General features: G+C 67.1%; 12 protein-coding genes. 11 read left to right on the top strand and 1 reads right to left on the bottom strand.

Annotation, left to right across the window (positions count from 1 at the left end; translation table 11 throughout):
* Window positions 1-10 precede the first annotated feature (10 nt).
* The 10 genes from FHS82_RS12060 to gatB all read left to right on the top strand — a co-directional run bounded on the left by FHS82_RS12060 (window position 11) and on the right by gatB (window position 12,655).
* Window positions 11-1,384, top strand: coding sequence for a sensor histidine kinase (locus FHS82_RS12060; RefSeq protein WP_166953417.1), 1,374 nt, complete (start codon window positions 11-13; stop codon window positions 1,382-1,384).
* On the top strand, window positions 1,381-4,326 hold the full coding sequence (locus FHS82_RS12055; protein WP_343042562.1) for a bifunctional [glutamine synthetase] adenylyltransferase/[glutamine synthetase]-adenylyl-L-tyrosine phosphorylase: 2,946 nt from the start codon (window positions 1,381-1,383) through the stop codon (window positions 4,324-4,326). The genes FHS82_RS12060 and FHS82_RS12055 overlap by 4 nt, the downstream gene beginning before the upstream one ends.
* Window positions 4,327-4,630: 304 nt before the next feature.
* Window positions 4,631-5,590, top strand: a complete 960-nt coding sequence (locus tag FHS82_RS12050) for an aspartate carbamoyltransferase catalytic subunit (RefSeq protein ID WP_166953094.1) — start codon at window positions 4,631-4,633, stop codon at window positions 5,588-5,590.
* Window positions 5,587-6,894, top strand: coding sequence for a dihydroorotase (locus FHS82_RS12045; protein ID WP_166953092.1), 1,308 nt, complete (start codon window positions 5,587-5,589; stop codon window positions 6,892-6,894). Before FHS82_RS12050 ends, FHS82_RS12045 begins: the two co-directional genes overlap by 4 nt.
* A 12-nt stretch (window positions 6,895-6,906) precedes the next feature.
* Window positions 6,907-7,524 (top strand): glycerol-3-phosphate 1-O-acyltransferase PlsY, encoded by a 618-nt coding sequence (gene plsY, locus FHS82_RS12040; protein WP_166953090.1) that lies wholly within the window; start codon window positions 6,907-6,909, stop codon window positions 7,522-7,524.
* A gap of 172 nt (window positions 7,525-7,696) precedes the next feature.
* Window positions 7,697-8,932 carry a DNA-processing protein DprA gene (gene dprA, locus FHS82_RS12035; RefSeq protein ID WP_166953088.1) on the top strand — a complete coding sequence of 412 codons (1,236 nt, stop codon included), beginning with the start codon at window positions 7,697-7,699 and terminating at the stop codon, window positions 8,930-8,932.
* Between the two features lie 93 nt (window positions 8,933-9,025).
* Window positions 9,026-9,313 carry an Asp-tRNA(Asn)/Glu-tRNA(Gln) amidotransferase subunit GatC gene (gatC, locus tag FHS82_RS12030; RefSeq protein WP_166953086.1) on the top strand — a complete coding sequence of 96 codons (288 nt, stop codon included), beginning with the start codon at window positions 9,026-9,028 and terminating at the stop codon, window positions 9,311-9,313.
* Complete coding sequence (gene gatA / locus FHS82_RS12025; RefSeq protein WP_166953084.1) at window positions 9,313-10,791, top strand: Asp-tRNA(Asn)/Glu-tRNA(Gln) amidotransferase subunit GatA; 1,479 nt, start codon at window positions 9,313-9,315, stop codon at window positions 10,789-10,791. Before gatC ends, gatA begins: the two co-directional genes overlap by 1 nt.
* 4 nt (window positions 10,792-10,795) lie before the next feature.
* Window positions 10,796-11,089 (top strand): chorismate mutase, encoded by a 294-nt coding sequence (locus tag FHS82_RS12020; protein ID WP_166953082.1) that lies wholly within the window; start codon window positions 10,796-10,798, stop codon window positions 11,087-11,089.
* A 93-nt stretch (window positions 11,090-11,182) separates the two neighbouring features.
* Complete coding sequence (gene gatB / locus FHS82_RS12015; RefSeq protein WP_166953080.1) at window positions 11,183-12,655, top strand: Asp-tRNA(Asn)/Glu-tRNA(Gln) amidotransferase subunit GatB; 1,473 nt, start codon at window positions 11,183-11,185, stop codon at window positions 12,653-12,655.
* A gap of 38 nt (window positions 12,656-12,693) precedes the next feature.
* On the opposite strand, the gene FHS82_RS12010 is transcribed toward gatB, so the two are convergent.
* Window positions 12,694-13,392 carry a metal-dependent hydrolase gene (locus tag FHS82_RS12010; RefSeq protein WP_166953078.1) on the bottom strand — a complete coding sequence of 233 codons (699 nt, stop codon included), beginning with the start codon at window positions 13,390-13,392 and terminating at the stop codon, window positions 12,694-12,696.
* Between the two features lie 106 nt (window positions 13,393-13,498).
* Between FHS82_RS12010 and ruvX the strand changes: the two genes are divergently transcribed.
* Window positions 13,499-13,984 carry a Holliday junction resolvase RuvX gene (gene ruvX / locus FHS82_RS12005; RefSeq protein ID WP_166953076.1) on the top strand — a complete coding sequence of 162 codons (486 nt, stop codon included), beginning with the start codon at window positions 13,499-13,501 and terminating at the stop codon, window positions 13,982-13,984.
* Window positions 13,985-14,006 lie beyond the last annotated feature (22 nt).

Raw genomic sequence — 14,006 nt, 5'->3', positions numbered from 1 at the left:
GCTCTCTGCGATGTATCTGCTGGTGTTCGTGCTGTTCGCCGGCTTCATCATCGGCTACGTGGCGTGGAACACGCGCCAGGTGATCGACAACCAGATCCGCGACACCATCGCGGCGGAAATCCGGGGGCTGGAGGAGCAGTACCGCGTCGGCGGCATCCGCCGCCTCGTCAGCATCATCGACCGGCGCGCGCGCGAACCTGGCGCCTCGCTCTATCTGGTCACGACATTCGCCGGCGAATACCTGACCGGCAATGTCGATTCGGTGCCGCTCGACATCCTCGACCGGCCCGGCGTGCACGAGACCTTCTACAGCCCCGGCGACGGTACGGAAGCGCATGCGCGCGAGGCGATGGCGCATGTGTTCGTCCTGCCCGGCGGCTTCCGCATGCTGGTAGGGCGGGACGTGGGCGAGCGGGAGCGGCTCGACCAGGTGATCCGCGAGGCGCTGCTCCTGTCGCTCGGGCTCGTGACGGTGCTGGCCTGTCTCGGCGGCTGGTTCATCACGCGCCGGGTACTGAAGCGCGTCGATGCCATGACGGAGACCACGCGCACCATCATGGCGGGCGATCTCGGCGGGCGGCTCGCGGTGGCGGGCAACGGCGACGAACTCGACCGGCTGGCGCTCAACCTCAACGCCATGCTCGACCGGATCGGCGAACTGATGACCGGCATGAAGGAAGTCTCGGACAACATCGCCCACGACCTGAAGACGCCGCTCACCCGGCTGCGCAACCGGGCCGAGGAGGCGCTGCGTACAGCGACGACGCCGGAAGAATACGCCCGCGCACTCGACACCACAATCGAGGAATCGGACAACCTCATCCGCGTATTCAACGCGCTGCTGACCATCGCACGGCTTGAGGCCGGCGACGCCGCGCCGGCGGCCGCGCCCTTCGATGCGGCGGAAACGGCCCGCTCCGTCGCCGAACTCTACGAAGCTGCGGCGGACGAGGCGCATGCGCCCGTCACCATCGATATCGCCCCCGATCTCGCCTTGCCTGTGAACGGAAACCGCGAACTGGTGGGGCAGGCGCTTGCCAACCTGATCGATAACGCGCTGAAATACGGCTTGCCCGAGGACGCGGATGATGCCCATATCGCGATCACGGCGCGGCGCGAACACGACGGAGGCGGGCGGGAAATGGCGGTCATCAGCGTCGCGGATCACGGTCCCGGCATTCCCGAATCCGACCGCGCCCGGGCGCTGGAGCGCTTCGCGCGGCTCGAATCGTCACGCACCAAGCCGGGGTTCGGGCTGGGGCTCAGTCTCGTCGCCGCCGTCGTCCGCATGCACGGGGGAACCCTCAGCCTGGAGGACAACGCCCCCGGTCTGCGCGTGGTGATGACGCTGCCGCTGTCGCCGGAACAGGAGGCGACCGCGTGACCATCGCAGGCCCAACTGATCGGGAAGCGGACCCACGGCCGCTGCGGGAGCGCATCGCGCGCGCGCCCGTGCTCGCGAAGCCGGAGGCCGCCGCCGCGGCGCTCGCGGAGATACCGGGCGCCTCCGGCTGGCCGGCCCTCGTGCAGACGCTCGTCGCCGCGCTGGCAGAACACTCGCCTTTCCTGTGGCGGCTCGCGGCGGGCGATGCGGCGCGGCTCGAACACCTGCTCGATACCGGCGTCGGGGAAAGCCGCGCCCGCATCCTCGACGAAACCGCGAATGCCTGGCGCCATGCCGCCGACGCGGCGGCCCTGATGCGCGACCTGCGCAGGGCCCGCGCCGAGCATGCGCTGCTCGTGGCGCTCGCCGATCTCGGCGGCGCGTGGGGCCTTGAGGCCGTCATCGCCTCGCTCTCCGCCTTCGCGGATGCGGCAGTGGGCAGCGCCATCCGCTTCCTGCTGAAACAGGCGGCAGAGACCGGGCGCTTCAATCCGCCCGACCCGGCCGATCCGGAGACGGGATCGGGCCTCGCCGTGCTGGCGCTCGGCAAGCACGGGGCGGGCGAACTTAACTATTCCAGCGACATCGACATCGTGCTGTTCTACGATCCCGATGCGCCGGTCGTGGGGCGCGCCGATCCGCCGTCCTTTTTCGTGCGGCTGGCGCGCGATCTGGTGAAGCTGCTGCAGGAGCGCACGGGCGACGGCTACGTGTTCCGCGTCGACCTGCGGCTGCGGCCCGATCCTGGCTCCACCGCGCCAGCCGTGGCGCTGCCCACCGCCTTCTCCTATTACGAGACCGTGGGGCAGAACTGGGAGCGCGCCGCCTTCATCAAGGCCCGCGCCATTGCCGGCGACATCGCGCTCGGCCAACATTTTCTCGATGAGTTGCGGCCGTTCATCTGGCGCAAGTACTTCGATTTCGCCACCATCGCCGACATCCACGCGATGAAGCGTCAGATCCACGCCGTGCGCGGCCATAGCGAGATCGCGGTGGCGGGCCACGATATCAAGCTCGGTCGCGGCGGCATCCGTGAGATCGAGTTTTTCGTTCAGACACAACAGCTTGTGTTTGGTGGAAGACGTACCACATTAAGAGGACGGCGCACGCTCGACATGCTCGGGGCGCTTGTCGAGGACGGCTGGATCACGGCTTCCGCACGGGACGACCTGACCGCCGCCTACATCTTCCTGCGCACCGTCGAGCACCGCCTGCAAATGGTGGCGGACGAGCAGACGCAGCGCCTGCCCACCGATCCGCAGTCACTTGAGAGCTTCGCCCGCTTCTGCGGTTTCGCGACGCTCGCCGACTTCTCGGCCGAACTCACGCGCCATGCCCTCGTGGTGCAGGAACATTATGCGCTGTTGTTCGAGGAAGGGCCGGAGCTGGCGGCGGAGGCCGGCAGCCTTGTGTTCACCGGCACGGAGGACGACCCCGAAACCATGCAGACGCTGCAGCGGCTCGGCTTCCGCGATCCGGCGCGGGTGGCGGAGACGGTGCGCGGCTGGCACTTCGGGCGGCGCAAGGCATTCACTACGGCCCGCGCGCGCGAGGTGCTGACGGAGATCACGCCGGCGCTGCTGACCGCGCTTGGCCGCACCGCCGCGCCGGACGCGGCACTGGCCGCGCTCGACGAGGCTTTCGGGCGCATTCCGGCTGTCGTCGAGTTGTTATCGATCCTGCGCTCGAACGACCGTCTGCTCGCGCTTTTCGCCGATCTGCTCGGTTCCGCTCCACGCCTCACGGATGTGGTGGCGCAAAGCCCGCATGTGCTGGATGCGGTGATCGATCCCATGTTCTTTTCCGCCGCCGTGGATTCGCGCACGGTGGGCGAGCGTGTGCGGAGCCTCGTTGCGCTGCCGGGCGACGGACAGGGCGCGTTCGAGGAATTTCTCGACAAGGCGCGCGACGCCGCACGGCAGGAAACGTTCCTCACCGGTGCGCGCCTCATCTCCGGCATCATTCCACCCGAACGCGCGGGCGAGGCTTATGCGGCCATTGCCGAATCGCTCGTGGCCGTGACGCTCGACAAGGTGCGCGAGGCCTTCGCCGCCGAGCACGGCGCCGTGCCGGGCGCGCGCATGGTGGTGCTCGGCTTCGGCCGCCTCGGCGCGCGCGAGATGACGGCGTCTTCCGACCTCGATCTGGTGTCGCTCTACGATTTCGATCCCGACCGCAACCGCAGCGACGGCGTGCGGCCGCTGGACGCGACGGTCTATCACGCCCGACTCACGCAGCGGCTCGTCAGCGCGCTCACGGTGCCGACCCGGCGCGGCCGCCTCTATGAGGTGGACATGCGCCTGCGCCCTTCCGGCAGCCAGGGGCCGGTGGCGTCGCAGTTCCGGGGCTTTCCGGACTATTACACCAGCCACGCCGAAATCTGGGAGCAGATGGCGCTGACGCGCGCGCGGGTGATCGCGGGCGACGAAAGCCTCGCGGCGGAGGTCAGCGCCGGCGTTCGCGCCATCCTGCGCCGGCCGCGCGACCGGCTGGCACTGGCGAAGGAAGTGCGCGACATGCGCGCGCTGATCGCCTCCGAGAAGGGCGACGCCGACGGCTGGGACATGAAGCTCGCACGGGGCGGGCTGTTCGACCTTGAATTCATCGCCCAGTATCTAGTGCTGGCGCACGCCGCCGATCATGCGGAACTTGTCGCGGACGTCGGGACGGCGCGGGTGTTCGACGTGGCCGGCAGCCTTGGCCTTCTGGCCACCGAGGCGGCGGAGACGCTGCGCGCCGCCTACCGGCTGCTGTCGGACGTCTTCCAGTGGCAGCGGCTGACGGTGGAAGGCCGGTTCGATCCAGAGAAGGTCTCTCCCGCCGTGGTCGCCCGCATCGCCAGCGCCGTGGGCGTGCCCGATGCCAGGGTGCTGACGCTGCACCTCGGCGAAACGCGCGAAAAGGTGCGCGGCGTGTTCGAGGCGCTTCTGGGGCCGATCTGATCTATGGCAGTTTTCATTCAAGTCGATCCATCGAATTGAAGGCAAGTTGCGGTAAAATGTTAAACGTGGCGTGGAGCGCACGGTCTGATTCCATCGGAACGTCCGGCACTCTAAATCAATACATCCACTTATTCATATAACCCCTTGATAACATAATGACATATCATTTTATACGGCGATTGCGCACGAAACGTGCGCCACAAAGTCACACAAAAAAATTCTGGAAAGTGCATATTGCGTGCGGCGCAGCCCCCGCGGGGCGATTTCCAACCGGGCGCGAATGCTCTATAGCGATGCCTTCAGAATGAGCGAGCACCAAACATTCCTGTTTCCCCATCGCCACCTGCTTGGCATCGAGGGATTGTCCCGGCCTGACATCGAGACCCTTCTCGAACTGGCCGACAAGGCCGTCGAGGTCAGCCGTCAGGTCGAGAAGAAGCGCGCGACCCTGCGAGGCCGCACGCAGATCAACCTGTTCTTCGAGCCCTCCACGCGGACGCAATCGTCATTCGAGTTGGCGGGCAAACGCCTCGGCGCGGACGTCATGAACATGTCGGTCGCCTCCTCCTCCGTGAAGAAGGGCGAGACGCTGATCGACACCGCCATGACGCTGAACGCCATGCGGCCGGACATCATCGTCGTGCGCCACCACGCGGCGGGCGCGGTGCATCTGCTGGCGCGCAAGGTCGACTGCTCGGTGATCAACGCCGGCGACGGCGCGCATGAGCATCCGACGCAGGCGTTGCTCGACGCGCTCACCATCCGCCGCAACAAGGGCCGGATCGAGGGGCTGACAGTCGCCATTTGCGGCGACGTGCTGCATTCGCGCGTGGCGCGCTCCAACATCATCCTGCTGCAGGCCCTTGGCGCGCGCGTGCGCTGCGTGGGGCCGTCCACGCTGCTGCCGGAAGGTATCGAGCAATTCGGCGTCGAAACCTTCACCAACATGAGGAAAGGCTTGCAAGACGCTGATATCGTTATGATGTTGCGTCTGCAACGCGAGCGCATGAACGGCTCGTTCGTGCCGTCGGTGAAGGAGTACTTCCGCTTTTACGGGCTCGATGCGGAAAAGCTATCCTGGGCGAAGCCCGACGCGCTGGTGATGCATCCGGGGCCGATGAACCGGGGCGTGGAGATCGATTCGGGCGTGGCGGACGGCGCCCGGTCGCTGATCCGCGAGCAGGTGGAAATGGGCGTCGCCGTGCGCATGGCGGTGCTGGAGGCGCTCGCGCAACATCTTCCGAACGATGGGGGCCACCGATGAGCGCGTTTCTTCCCCCGCAACTCTTCCACAACGCCCGCATCGTCGACCCGGCGACGGAGCGCGACGAGCGTGGCGGCGTGCTGGTGCGCGCCGGCCTCATCGTCGATGTCGGGCCGCATCTCATGGCGGGCAGCGGGCCAGACGGCACGCAGGAGCACGATTGCGGCGGCCATGTGCTCGCGCCCGGTCTCGTCGACCTGCGCGCCTTCGTCGGCGAACCCGGCGCCGAGCACCGCGAGACGCTGAAGACGGCGAGCGAGGCCGCGGCGGCGGGCGGCGTGACCACCGTCGTCTGCATGCCCGAGACGAACCCGCCGATCGACGAGCCGGCCATCGTCGACTTCGTGCTGCGCCGCGCGCGCGACACGGCCATCGTGCATGTTCACCCGGCGGCGGCGCTCACCAAGGAACTCGCAGGGCGGGAACTCACGGAAATCGGCCTGCTGCAGGAAGCCGGCGCGGTGGCGTTCACCGATGGCACGCGCGCCGTCACCAATGCGCAGGTGCTGCGCCGCGCCATGACCTATGCGCGCGATTTCGATGCGCTGATCATCAACCACGTCGAGGACCCCGATCTCGTCGGAGACGGCGTGATGAACGAGGGCGCGCGGGCGAGCCTGCTCGGCTTGCACGGCATCCCGCGCGAGGCGGAAACCGTCGTGCTGGAGCGTGACATCCGCCTCGCGCGGCTCACCGGCGCGCGCTACCACGCCGCGCTCGTCTCCTGCGCGGACTCGGTGGAGATCGTGCGCCGTGCCAAGGACAGCGGCCTCAAGGCCACCTGCGGCGTGTCGATCAACAACCTGACGCTGAATGAAATCGACATTGGCGACTACCGCACCTTCCTGCGCCTGTCGCCGCCGCTGCGCGACGAGGACGACCGGCAGGCGGTGATAGCGGCGCTGGCGGAGGGTGTGATCGACGTCATCGTTTCCGACCACAACCCGCAGGACGTCGAGACCAAGCGCCTGCCGTTCTCGGAAGCCGCCAACGGCGCGCTGGGCCTGGAGACGCTGCTTTCCGCCGGCCTGCGGCTGGTGGAAGCGGGGCAGGTGACGCTGCCGCGCCTTCTTCATGCGCTCTCGACCCGCCCCGCGCAGCTCATCGGCGTGCCGGGCGGGCAGCTCTCGGCCGGAAAGCCGGCGGATCTCATCATCGTTGACATCGACTTCCCCTATGTCGTCGACAAGCTGAAGCTGCATTCGAAAAGCAAGAACTCGCCGTTCGACGAGGCCCGGCTCACCGGGCGCGTGCTGAAGACCTTCATCGCCGGCCGGCTCGTGTACGCATACGACGAACAATAACCGGGGACGCCCATGGAAGAAGTGCTGGCGCAATTCTGGCCGCAGGGCGTCCTTGCCCTGCTGTTCGGCTACGTTCTGGGCTCGATCCCGTTTGGCCTGCTGCTGACGCGGTTCGCCGGCCTCGGCGACATCCGCCAGATCGGCTCCGGCAACATCGGCGCCACCAATGTGCTGCGCACCGGCAACAAGGCGCTCGCGGCGGCGACGCTGCTCGGCGACATGCTGAAGGGCGCACTCGCCGTCATCCTCGTCGAGGATTTCGCGGGGCGCGACGTCGCGCTCTATGCGGCGCTCGGCGCGTTCCTCGGGCATCTGTTTCCCGTCTGGCTGCAGTTCAGGGGCGGGAAGGGCGTCGCGACGTTCATCGGTTGTCTTGTCGGCCTCGCGCCCGTTGCCGCGCTAGCCTTCGCGGCGATCTGGCTGATCACGGCGCTGATCTATCGCTATTCGTCCCTCGCCGCGCTCGCCGCCAGCGCGGCGACGCCGGTCGTGCTGTGGGAGACAGGCCAGGGCAAGGTTGCGGTGCTTTACTGCATCCTGGGCGCGCTTCTGTGGTACAAGCATCGTGGCAATATCGCACGCCTTGCCACGAAGACGGAGCCGCGCATCGGCGAGAAAAAGCAGGGCTAAAATCCATCCTGTTTGTATTGAAGCGGGGCAGCTTGCAGATTTTTGAGTTTGAGCGAACTCTGATCGATCAGGGTGCGCCGGAGGCTGCCCGGTCTGGAGAGTTTATTGAGCAACATCTTTACCCGGAAGCCCTGTCCGCTTCACGGGAGCGTGCATTGGCGGGATATACGGGATGGCGACGGGCGTACGGCTTGATGACGAGCAGCGGCTGAACTGGCTGCGCCTTATCCGATCCGACAACGTCGGCCCGCGCACTTTCCGCACGCTGATCGCGCGCTTCGGCACAGCCTCCGCCGCGCTGGAGGCCGTGCCGGAGCTGGCGCGCAAGAGCGGCCGCGCTGTCCGCGTCGCTTCCCGCGCGGAGGCGGAGCGGGAACTCGCCACCGCGCGGCGCATGGGCGTTTGCTTCGTGGCGCTCGGCGAGCCGGACTACCCCGAGGCGCTGCGCGCCATCGACTCCGCGCCGCCGGTCATCGCGGTGCGCGGCGACCTTTCCGTGCTCGCGAAGCCCATGGTGGCCATCGTGGGATCGCGCAACGCCTCGGCCAACGGCCAGACCTTCGCGGAACGGCTGGCCCGCGGGCTGGGCGAGGCGGGCTTCACCGTGGTGTCCGGGCTCGCGCGCGGCATCGATGCGCGCGCCCACGCCGCGAGCCTCGTCACCGGCACCGTCGCCGTACTCGCCGGCGGCCATGATAAAATCTACCCGCCTGAGAACGAGCCGCTGCTCATGAAGATCATAGAGGGAGGCGCGGCCGTCTGCGAGATGCCCATGGGCTGGACCGCGCGCGGGCGGGATTTTCCCCGGCGCAACCGTATCGTCTCCGGCCTGTCGCTCGGCACCGTCATCGTCGAGGCGGCGCGCAGGTCCGGCTCGCTCATTACCGCCCGCTTCGCCATGGAACAAGGGCGCGAGGTGTTCGCCGTGCCAGGCTCGCCGCTCGATCCGCGCGCCGACGGCCCCAACGACCTGATCCGGCAGGGCGCGAACCTTTGCGCGGGGGTCGATGACGTGGTGACGGCACTGGCGCCGCTCGTGGACAGGGGGCCGGCGCAGAAATCGCTGTTCGAGGCCGGCAACGCCGAAGAAACAGGCGAACCGTTGTGGGACGAATTCGACTGGCCCGAGATCGCTCCCGCGCCCGTCGCCGATCGCGCCGCCTACGATCCGGGACTCTACGACGGCGGCAAGGCTGCCGGTGACGAGCGCGCGCGGTTCCCCGCCCGGATGGAGGAGGGCGCGCACCTCATCGCCGATCTCCTGGGAACGGCGCCCGTCGACGTGGACGAACTCGTGCGCAGCGCCGGGCTGCCCGTCCGCGTGGTGCATGCGGCGCTGCTCGACCTGGAGCTTGCCGGCCGCATCGCGCGCCACCCCGGCAACCGCGTGTCGCTGCTGGCGCCATAACCGCCGGGCGACTTGCGGCGCGGCGCGCGAGGGGCTATAGCCCAGAACCTGACATCTCGAAATCACTGACAAGAACGAGAGTGACCGGATTCCATGGCCGTTGACGAGAACACCGTCCGCCGCATCGCGCATCTCGCGCGCATCGCGGTGACCGACGAAGAGGTGCCGCATCTGCAAAGCGAACTGAACGCCATCCTCAGTTTCGTCGCGCAGCTCGATGCGGTGGATGTGAGCAACGTCGAACCGATGACATCGGTGCTGCCCATGGCGCTGCGCCAGCGCGCCGATGTGATGAACGACGGCGGCTATGCCGACAGGATCGTCGCTAACGCGCCGCAGACCGAGGACAATTATTTCGTGGTTCCGAAGGTGGTGGAATAATGACCGATCTGACGCAGCTCACCCTCGCGGAAGCGCGCGACGGCCTCACCGCCCGCCGGTTCTCGTCAACGGAACTCACGCAGGCGCACCTGGACGCCATCGACGCGGCCGGGGCGCTCAACGCCTACGTGTTGGTGACGCCGGAAAAGGCGCTCGCGGGCGCGAAGTCGGCCGACGAACGGCTCGCGGCCGGCAACGCCGGGCCGCTGGAGGGCATCCCTGTCGGCGTCAAGGACCTGTTCGCGACCGATGGCGTGCGCACCACCGCCTGTTCGCGCATTCTGGAAAGTTTCGTGCCGTCTTACGAATCGACCGTCACCTCGCAGTTGTGGCGTGACGGCGCGGTGATGCTCGGCAAGCTTAACAACGACGAGTTCGCCATGGGTTCGTCGAACGAGACATCGTTCTTCGGTCCGGTGGTCAACCCGTGGCGGCGCGGCGGCTCGGACGCGAAGCTGACGCCCGGCGGCTCCTCGGGCGGCTCCTCGGCAGCGGTTGCGGCAGGGCTCTGCCTTGGCGCGACGGCGACCGACACCGGCGGTTCCATCCGCCAGCCGGCGGCGTTCACGGGCACGGTTGGCATGAAGCCGACCTACGGGCGCTGCTCGCGCTGGGGCACGGTGGCCTTCGCCTCCTCGCTCGACCAGGCCGGGCCGATCACGCGCACGGTGCGCGACTGCGCCATCCTGCTGCGCTCCATGGCGGGTTTCGACCCCAAGGATTCGACGTCGGTCGAACGCGATGTACCGGACTACGAGGCGGCGGTCGGGCGCTCGATCCGCGGGTTGAGAATCGGCATTCCGAAGGAATACCGGCTGGAGGGCCTGTCGCCGGAGATCGACGCGCTGTGGCAAAAGGGCGTCGACTGGCTGCGCGACGCGGGCGCGGAGGCGGTCGAAGTGTCGCTGCCGCACACATCCTATGCGCTTGCCGCGTATTACATCGTCGCTCCGGCTGAGGCATCGTCGAACCTCGCGCGCTACGACGGCGTCCGCTATGGCCTGCGCGTGCCGGGCAGGGACATCGCCGAGCTTTACGAGAACACGCGCGCGGCCGGCTTCGGGCGCGAGGTGAAGCGGCGTATCCTCATCGGCACCTATGTGCTGTCGGCGGGCTACTATGACGCCTATTACGTCAAGGCGCAGAAGGTGCGCACGCTGATCCGGCAGGATTTCGAGAACGTCTACGCCTCTGGCGTCGACGCCATCCTGACCCCGGCGACGCCCACGCCCGCTTTCGGCATCGGCGAGATGGCGAACGCCTCGCCCATCGAGATGTATCTCAACGACGTGTTCACGGTCACCGTCAACATGGCGGGCCTGCCGGGCCTCGCCGTGCCGGCGGGACTGGGCGCGCAGGGGCTGCCGCTCGGGCTGCAGCTCATCGGACGCCCCTTCGATGAGGAAACGTTGCTCGCCGCCGGCGAGGTGATCGAGCAGGCTGCGGGCCGGGTGTCGGCGCCGCAGTGGTGGAAGTAGCGCCATGGCGGACGCGCCCGAAAACGCCCTGACGGGCTTCCGGGCCGAGATCGACGCCATCGATGCCGAGATCGTCGCGCTGCTGGCGCGGCGCATGGCGGTGGTCGACCGGGTCATCGTCGCCAAGCGGTCGCACGGCCTGCCGGCGTTGATTCCCGCCCGGGTGGAAGAGGTCGCCGGACAGGTTCGCCGACACGCGGGCGAACTCGGCGCCCCGCCCGATCTGGCGGAAGCCGTATGGCGGACGATGATGGATTGGGTGATAGCATATGAGGACGAGCGGCTGTCGCCGCGATAGCGTTTTCGGATCGAAAACGCGCCAGACCCATAGACCGGAGCCATTCGCGCGCCTGATGGCGGGAAGGTTCCGTTCGGCAGACGGAGTAGGACGATGAACGCCCCTGTGGCCACGCACAATCTGATCAAGGGCGCAACCGGCGATTGGGAGATCGTCATCGGCATGGAAATCCATGCGCAGGTGCTGTCGCAGTCGAAGCTCTTTTCCGGCGCCTCGACGGAGTTCGGCGGCGCGCCGAACGATCACGTCTCGCTGGTGGATGCCGCCTTTCCGGGCATGCTGCCGGTCATCAACGCCGAATGTGTCGCGCAGGCGGTGCGCACCGGCCTCGGCCTGAAGGCGAAGATCAACCTGCGCTCGGTGTTCGACCGCAAGAACTATTTCTACCCCGACCTGCCGCAGGGCTACCAGATCAGCCAGTACAAGGACCCGATCGTGGGCGAGGGTGAGGTGATCGTGGATGTGCCGGACGGCCGCCAGATCGTCGTCGGCATCGAGCGGCTGCACCTGGAGCAGGACGCCGGCAAGTCGATCCATGACCTGAGCCCCGGCGCGAGCCTCGTCGACCTCAACCGCTCCGGCGTCGCGCTGATGGAGATCGTTTCCCGTCCGGACATGCGCTCGTCGGAGGAGGCGAAGGCCTATGTGACGAAGCTGCGCACCATCCTGCGCTATCTCGGCACCTGCGATGGCGACATGGACAAGGGCAGCCTGCGCGCGGACGTCAACGTATCCGTGCGCCGTCCCGGCGAGGCGCTCGGCACGCGCTGCGAGATCAAGAACGTCAACTCGATCCGCTTCATCGGCCAGGCGATCGAATACGAGGCGCGCCGCCAGATCGGCGTTCTGGAGGACGGCGGCACCATCGATCAGGAAACGCGCCTGTTCGACGCCAACAAGGGCGAGACGCGGTCCATGCGCTCCAAGGAAGAGGCGCACGACTACCGCTATTTCCCGGACCCCGACTTGCTGCCGCTCACTTTTGAACAGGCGTTCGTCAACGGGCTGGCCACCGGCCTGCCGGAGCTGCCCGACGCCAAGAAGGCGCGCTTCGTCAGCGACTACGGCCTTTCCGCGTATGACGCCGGCGTGCTGGTCGCCGAACGCGAGACCGCCGACTTCTTCGAGGAAGTGGCGAAGGCACGCGACGGCAAGGCGGCGGCGAACTGGGTCATCAACGAGTTGTTCGGCCGCCTCAACAAGGAAGGCCTCACCGTCGCCACCTCGCCCGTGTCGGCGCATCAGCTCGGCGCGGTCATCGACCTCATCGGCGAGAAGGTCATCTCGGGCAAGATCGCCAAGGACCTGTTCGAGATCGTCTGGACTGAAGGCGGCGACCCGCGCGCCATCGTCGAGGAGCGCGGTCTCAAGCAGGTGACGGACACGGGCGCCATCGAGGCGGCCGTCGACGCCATCATCGCCGGCAATCCGGACAAGGTGGAGCAGGTAAAGCTCAAGCCCACGCTGCTCGGCTGGTTCGTCGGTCAGGTGATGAAATCGACCGGCGGCAAGGCCAATCCGCAGGCGTTGAACGACATCCTGAAAGACAAGCTCGGCATCGAATGATGCGGGAATGGGGCCGGGTCGCACCGGCCCCGTTCTGCTTACAGGCCGAAGGCCGCGTTCTTTTCGGGCACGATCACCGTGGTCGGCGTGCCGTCCAGCGCCGCCACGAATTTGTCGGCCGAGGGAGCGAGCAGCGGGAACGTAGCGTAGTGGATGGGGACCACGCGCTCCGTCTTCAGGAAACGCCGAACGGCGAGCGACGCCGTTTCCGCGCCCATGGTGAAGCGGTCGCCGATCGGCACGAAGGCAATGTCCGGCTGGTGAATTTCGGCGATCAGCGCGAGATCGCTGAAGATGTCGGTATCGCCGAGGTGGTAGACGGTGGGCTCGCCGACCGCCTTGACGATGATGCCGTTGGCGTTGCCCAGCGCCTGGCTGACGCCGTCCTCGATGGTCGCGGCGGAATGGTCGGCGCGCACCAGCGTCACCGAGAAGCCGCCGGCATCGATGGTGCCGCCGGTGTTCATGGGCTCGATCCGGTTGAGGCCCTTGTGCGCAAACCAGGACGACAGGTCGGCGTTGGTGGCGACCGTCGCTCCGGTCTCCTTCGCGATGGCGACCGTATCGCCATAATGGTCGCTGTGGCCATGCGTGACCAGAATGTGGGTAACGCCGCGCACGGCTTCCGCCCTGTCGCCGGTGAAGGACGGATTGCCGGTGAGATAGGGATCGATCAGCACGACCTTGTCAGCGAAATCGAGCCGGAATGCGGAATGGCCGAACCAGGTGATTTTCATCGATGCGATGCTCCTCGTGCGATGCGGGACGCCCGTGCAAGGCGTTTCCGGCGGAAAGACGCGGGCCCGGAATGACATGGCCTCCATGCCATGATAGGCGATAGAAATGACAAATATCGTATCTCTCGAAACCTTCAAGGACCTGCAGCCGGGCCAACGCCTGATGGGTTTCGATCTCGGCACGAAAACGATCGGGCTGGCCTTGTCCGACATCGAGCGCCGAATCGCGACGGCGCTCGAAACGATCCGCCGGACGAAATTCTCTCAGGATGCCGAGCGCATCCTCGCACTGGCGAAATTGCACAACGTGGGCGGATTCGTCATCGGAATGCCGCTCAACATGGATGGAACCGAAGGCCCCCGCGCGCAGGCGACACGGGCCTTCTCGCGCAATCTGCACAAGCTGACGCCCATTCCGGTGGCGCTGTGGGACGAACGCCTGTCGACGGTTGCGGTCACGCGCACGCTCATCTCGGCGGACGCCTCGCGGGCGCGGCGGGCGGAACTGGTCGACAAGCTGGCTGCAGCCTATCTTCTGCAGGGCGCTCTCGACAGGTTATCATATCTGGCCGCTGGGGATGAACATGCCTGAATACAACCTGAATGGGAAAAAA

This window comes from Pseudochelatococcus lubricantis (assembly GCF_011762225.1).
Taxonomy (GTDB): domain Bacteria; phylum Pseudomonadota; class Alphaproteobacteria; order Rhizobiales; family Beijerinckiaceae; genus Pseudochelatococcus; species Pseudochelatococcus lubricantis.
Note: the sequence above shows the minus strand (reverse complement) of the source record. Positions and strands in the feature narration are given on the sequence as shown.

Excerpts from the sequence above, each read along its gene's own strand:
- ruvX (WP_166953076.1), top strand. The coding sequence starts at position 13,499 with ATGACAAATATCGTATCTCTCGAAACCTTCAAGGACCTGCAGCCGGGC.
- plsY (WP_166953090.1), top strand. The coding sequence starts at position 6,907 with ATGGAAGAAGTGCTGGCGCAATTCTGGCCGCAGGGCGTCCTTGCCCTG.
- FHS82_RS12050 (WP_166953094.1), top strand. The coding sequence starts at position 4,631 with ATGAGCGAGCACCAAACATTCCTGTTTCCCCATCGCCACCTGCTTGGC.
- gatC (WP_166953086.1), top strand. The coding sequence starts at position 9,026 with ATGGCCGTTGACGAGAACACCGTCCGCCGCATCGCGCATCTCGCGCGC.
- dprA (WP_166953088.1), top strand. The coding sequence starts at position 7,697 with ATGGCGACGGGCGTACGGCTTGATGACGAGCAGCGGCTGAACTGGCTG.
- gatA (WP_166953084.1), top strand. The coding sequence starts at position 9,313 with ATGACCGATCTGACGCAGCTCACCCTCGCGGAAGCGCGCGACGGCCTC.
- gatB (WP_166953080.1), top strand. The coding sequence starts at position 11,183 with ATGAACGCCCCTGTGGCCACGCACAATCTGATCAAGGGCGCAACCGGC.
- FHS82_RS12045 (WP_166953092.1), top strand. The coding sequence starts at position 5,587 with ATGAGCGCGTTTCTTCCCCCGCAACTCTTCCACAACGCCCGCATCGTC.
- FHS82_RS12010 (WP_166953078.1), bottom strand. The coding sequence starts at position 13,392 with ATGAAAATCACCTGGTTCGGCCATTCCGCATTCCGGCTCGATTTCGCT.
- FHS82_RS12020 (WP_166953082.1), top strand. The coding sequence starts at position 10,796 with ATGGCGGACGCGCCCGAAAACGCCCTGACGGGCTTCCGGGCCGAGATC.
- FHS82_RS12060 (WP_166953417.1), top strand. The coding sequence starts at position 11 with ATGTATCTGCTGGTGTTCGTGCTGTTCGCCGGCTTCATCATCGGCTAC.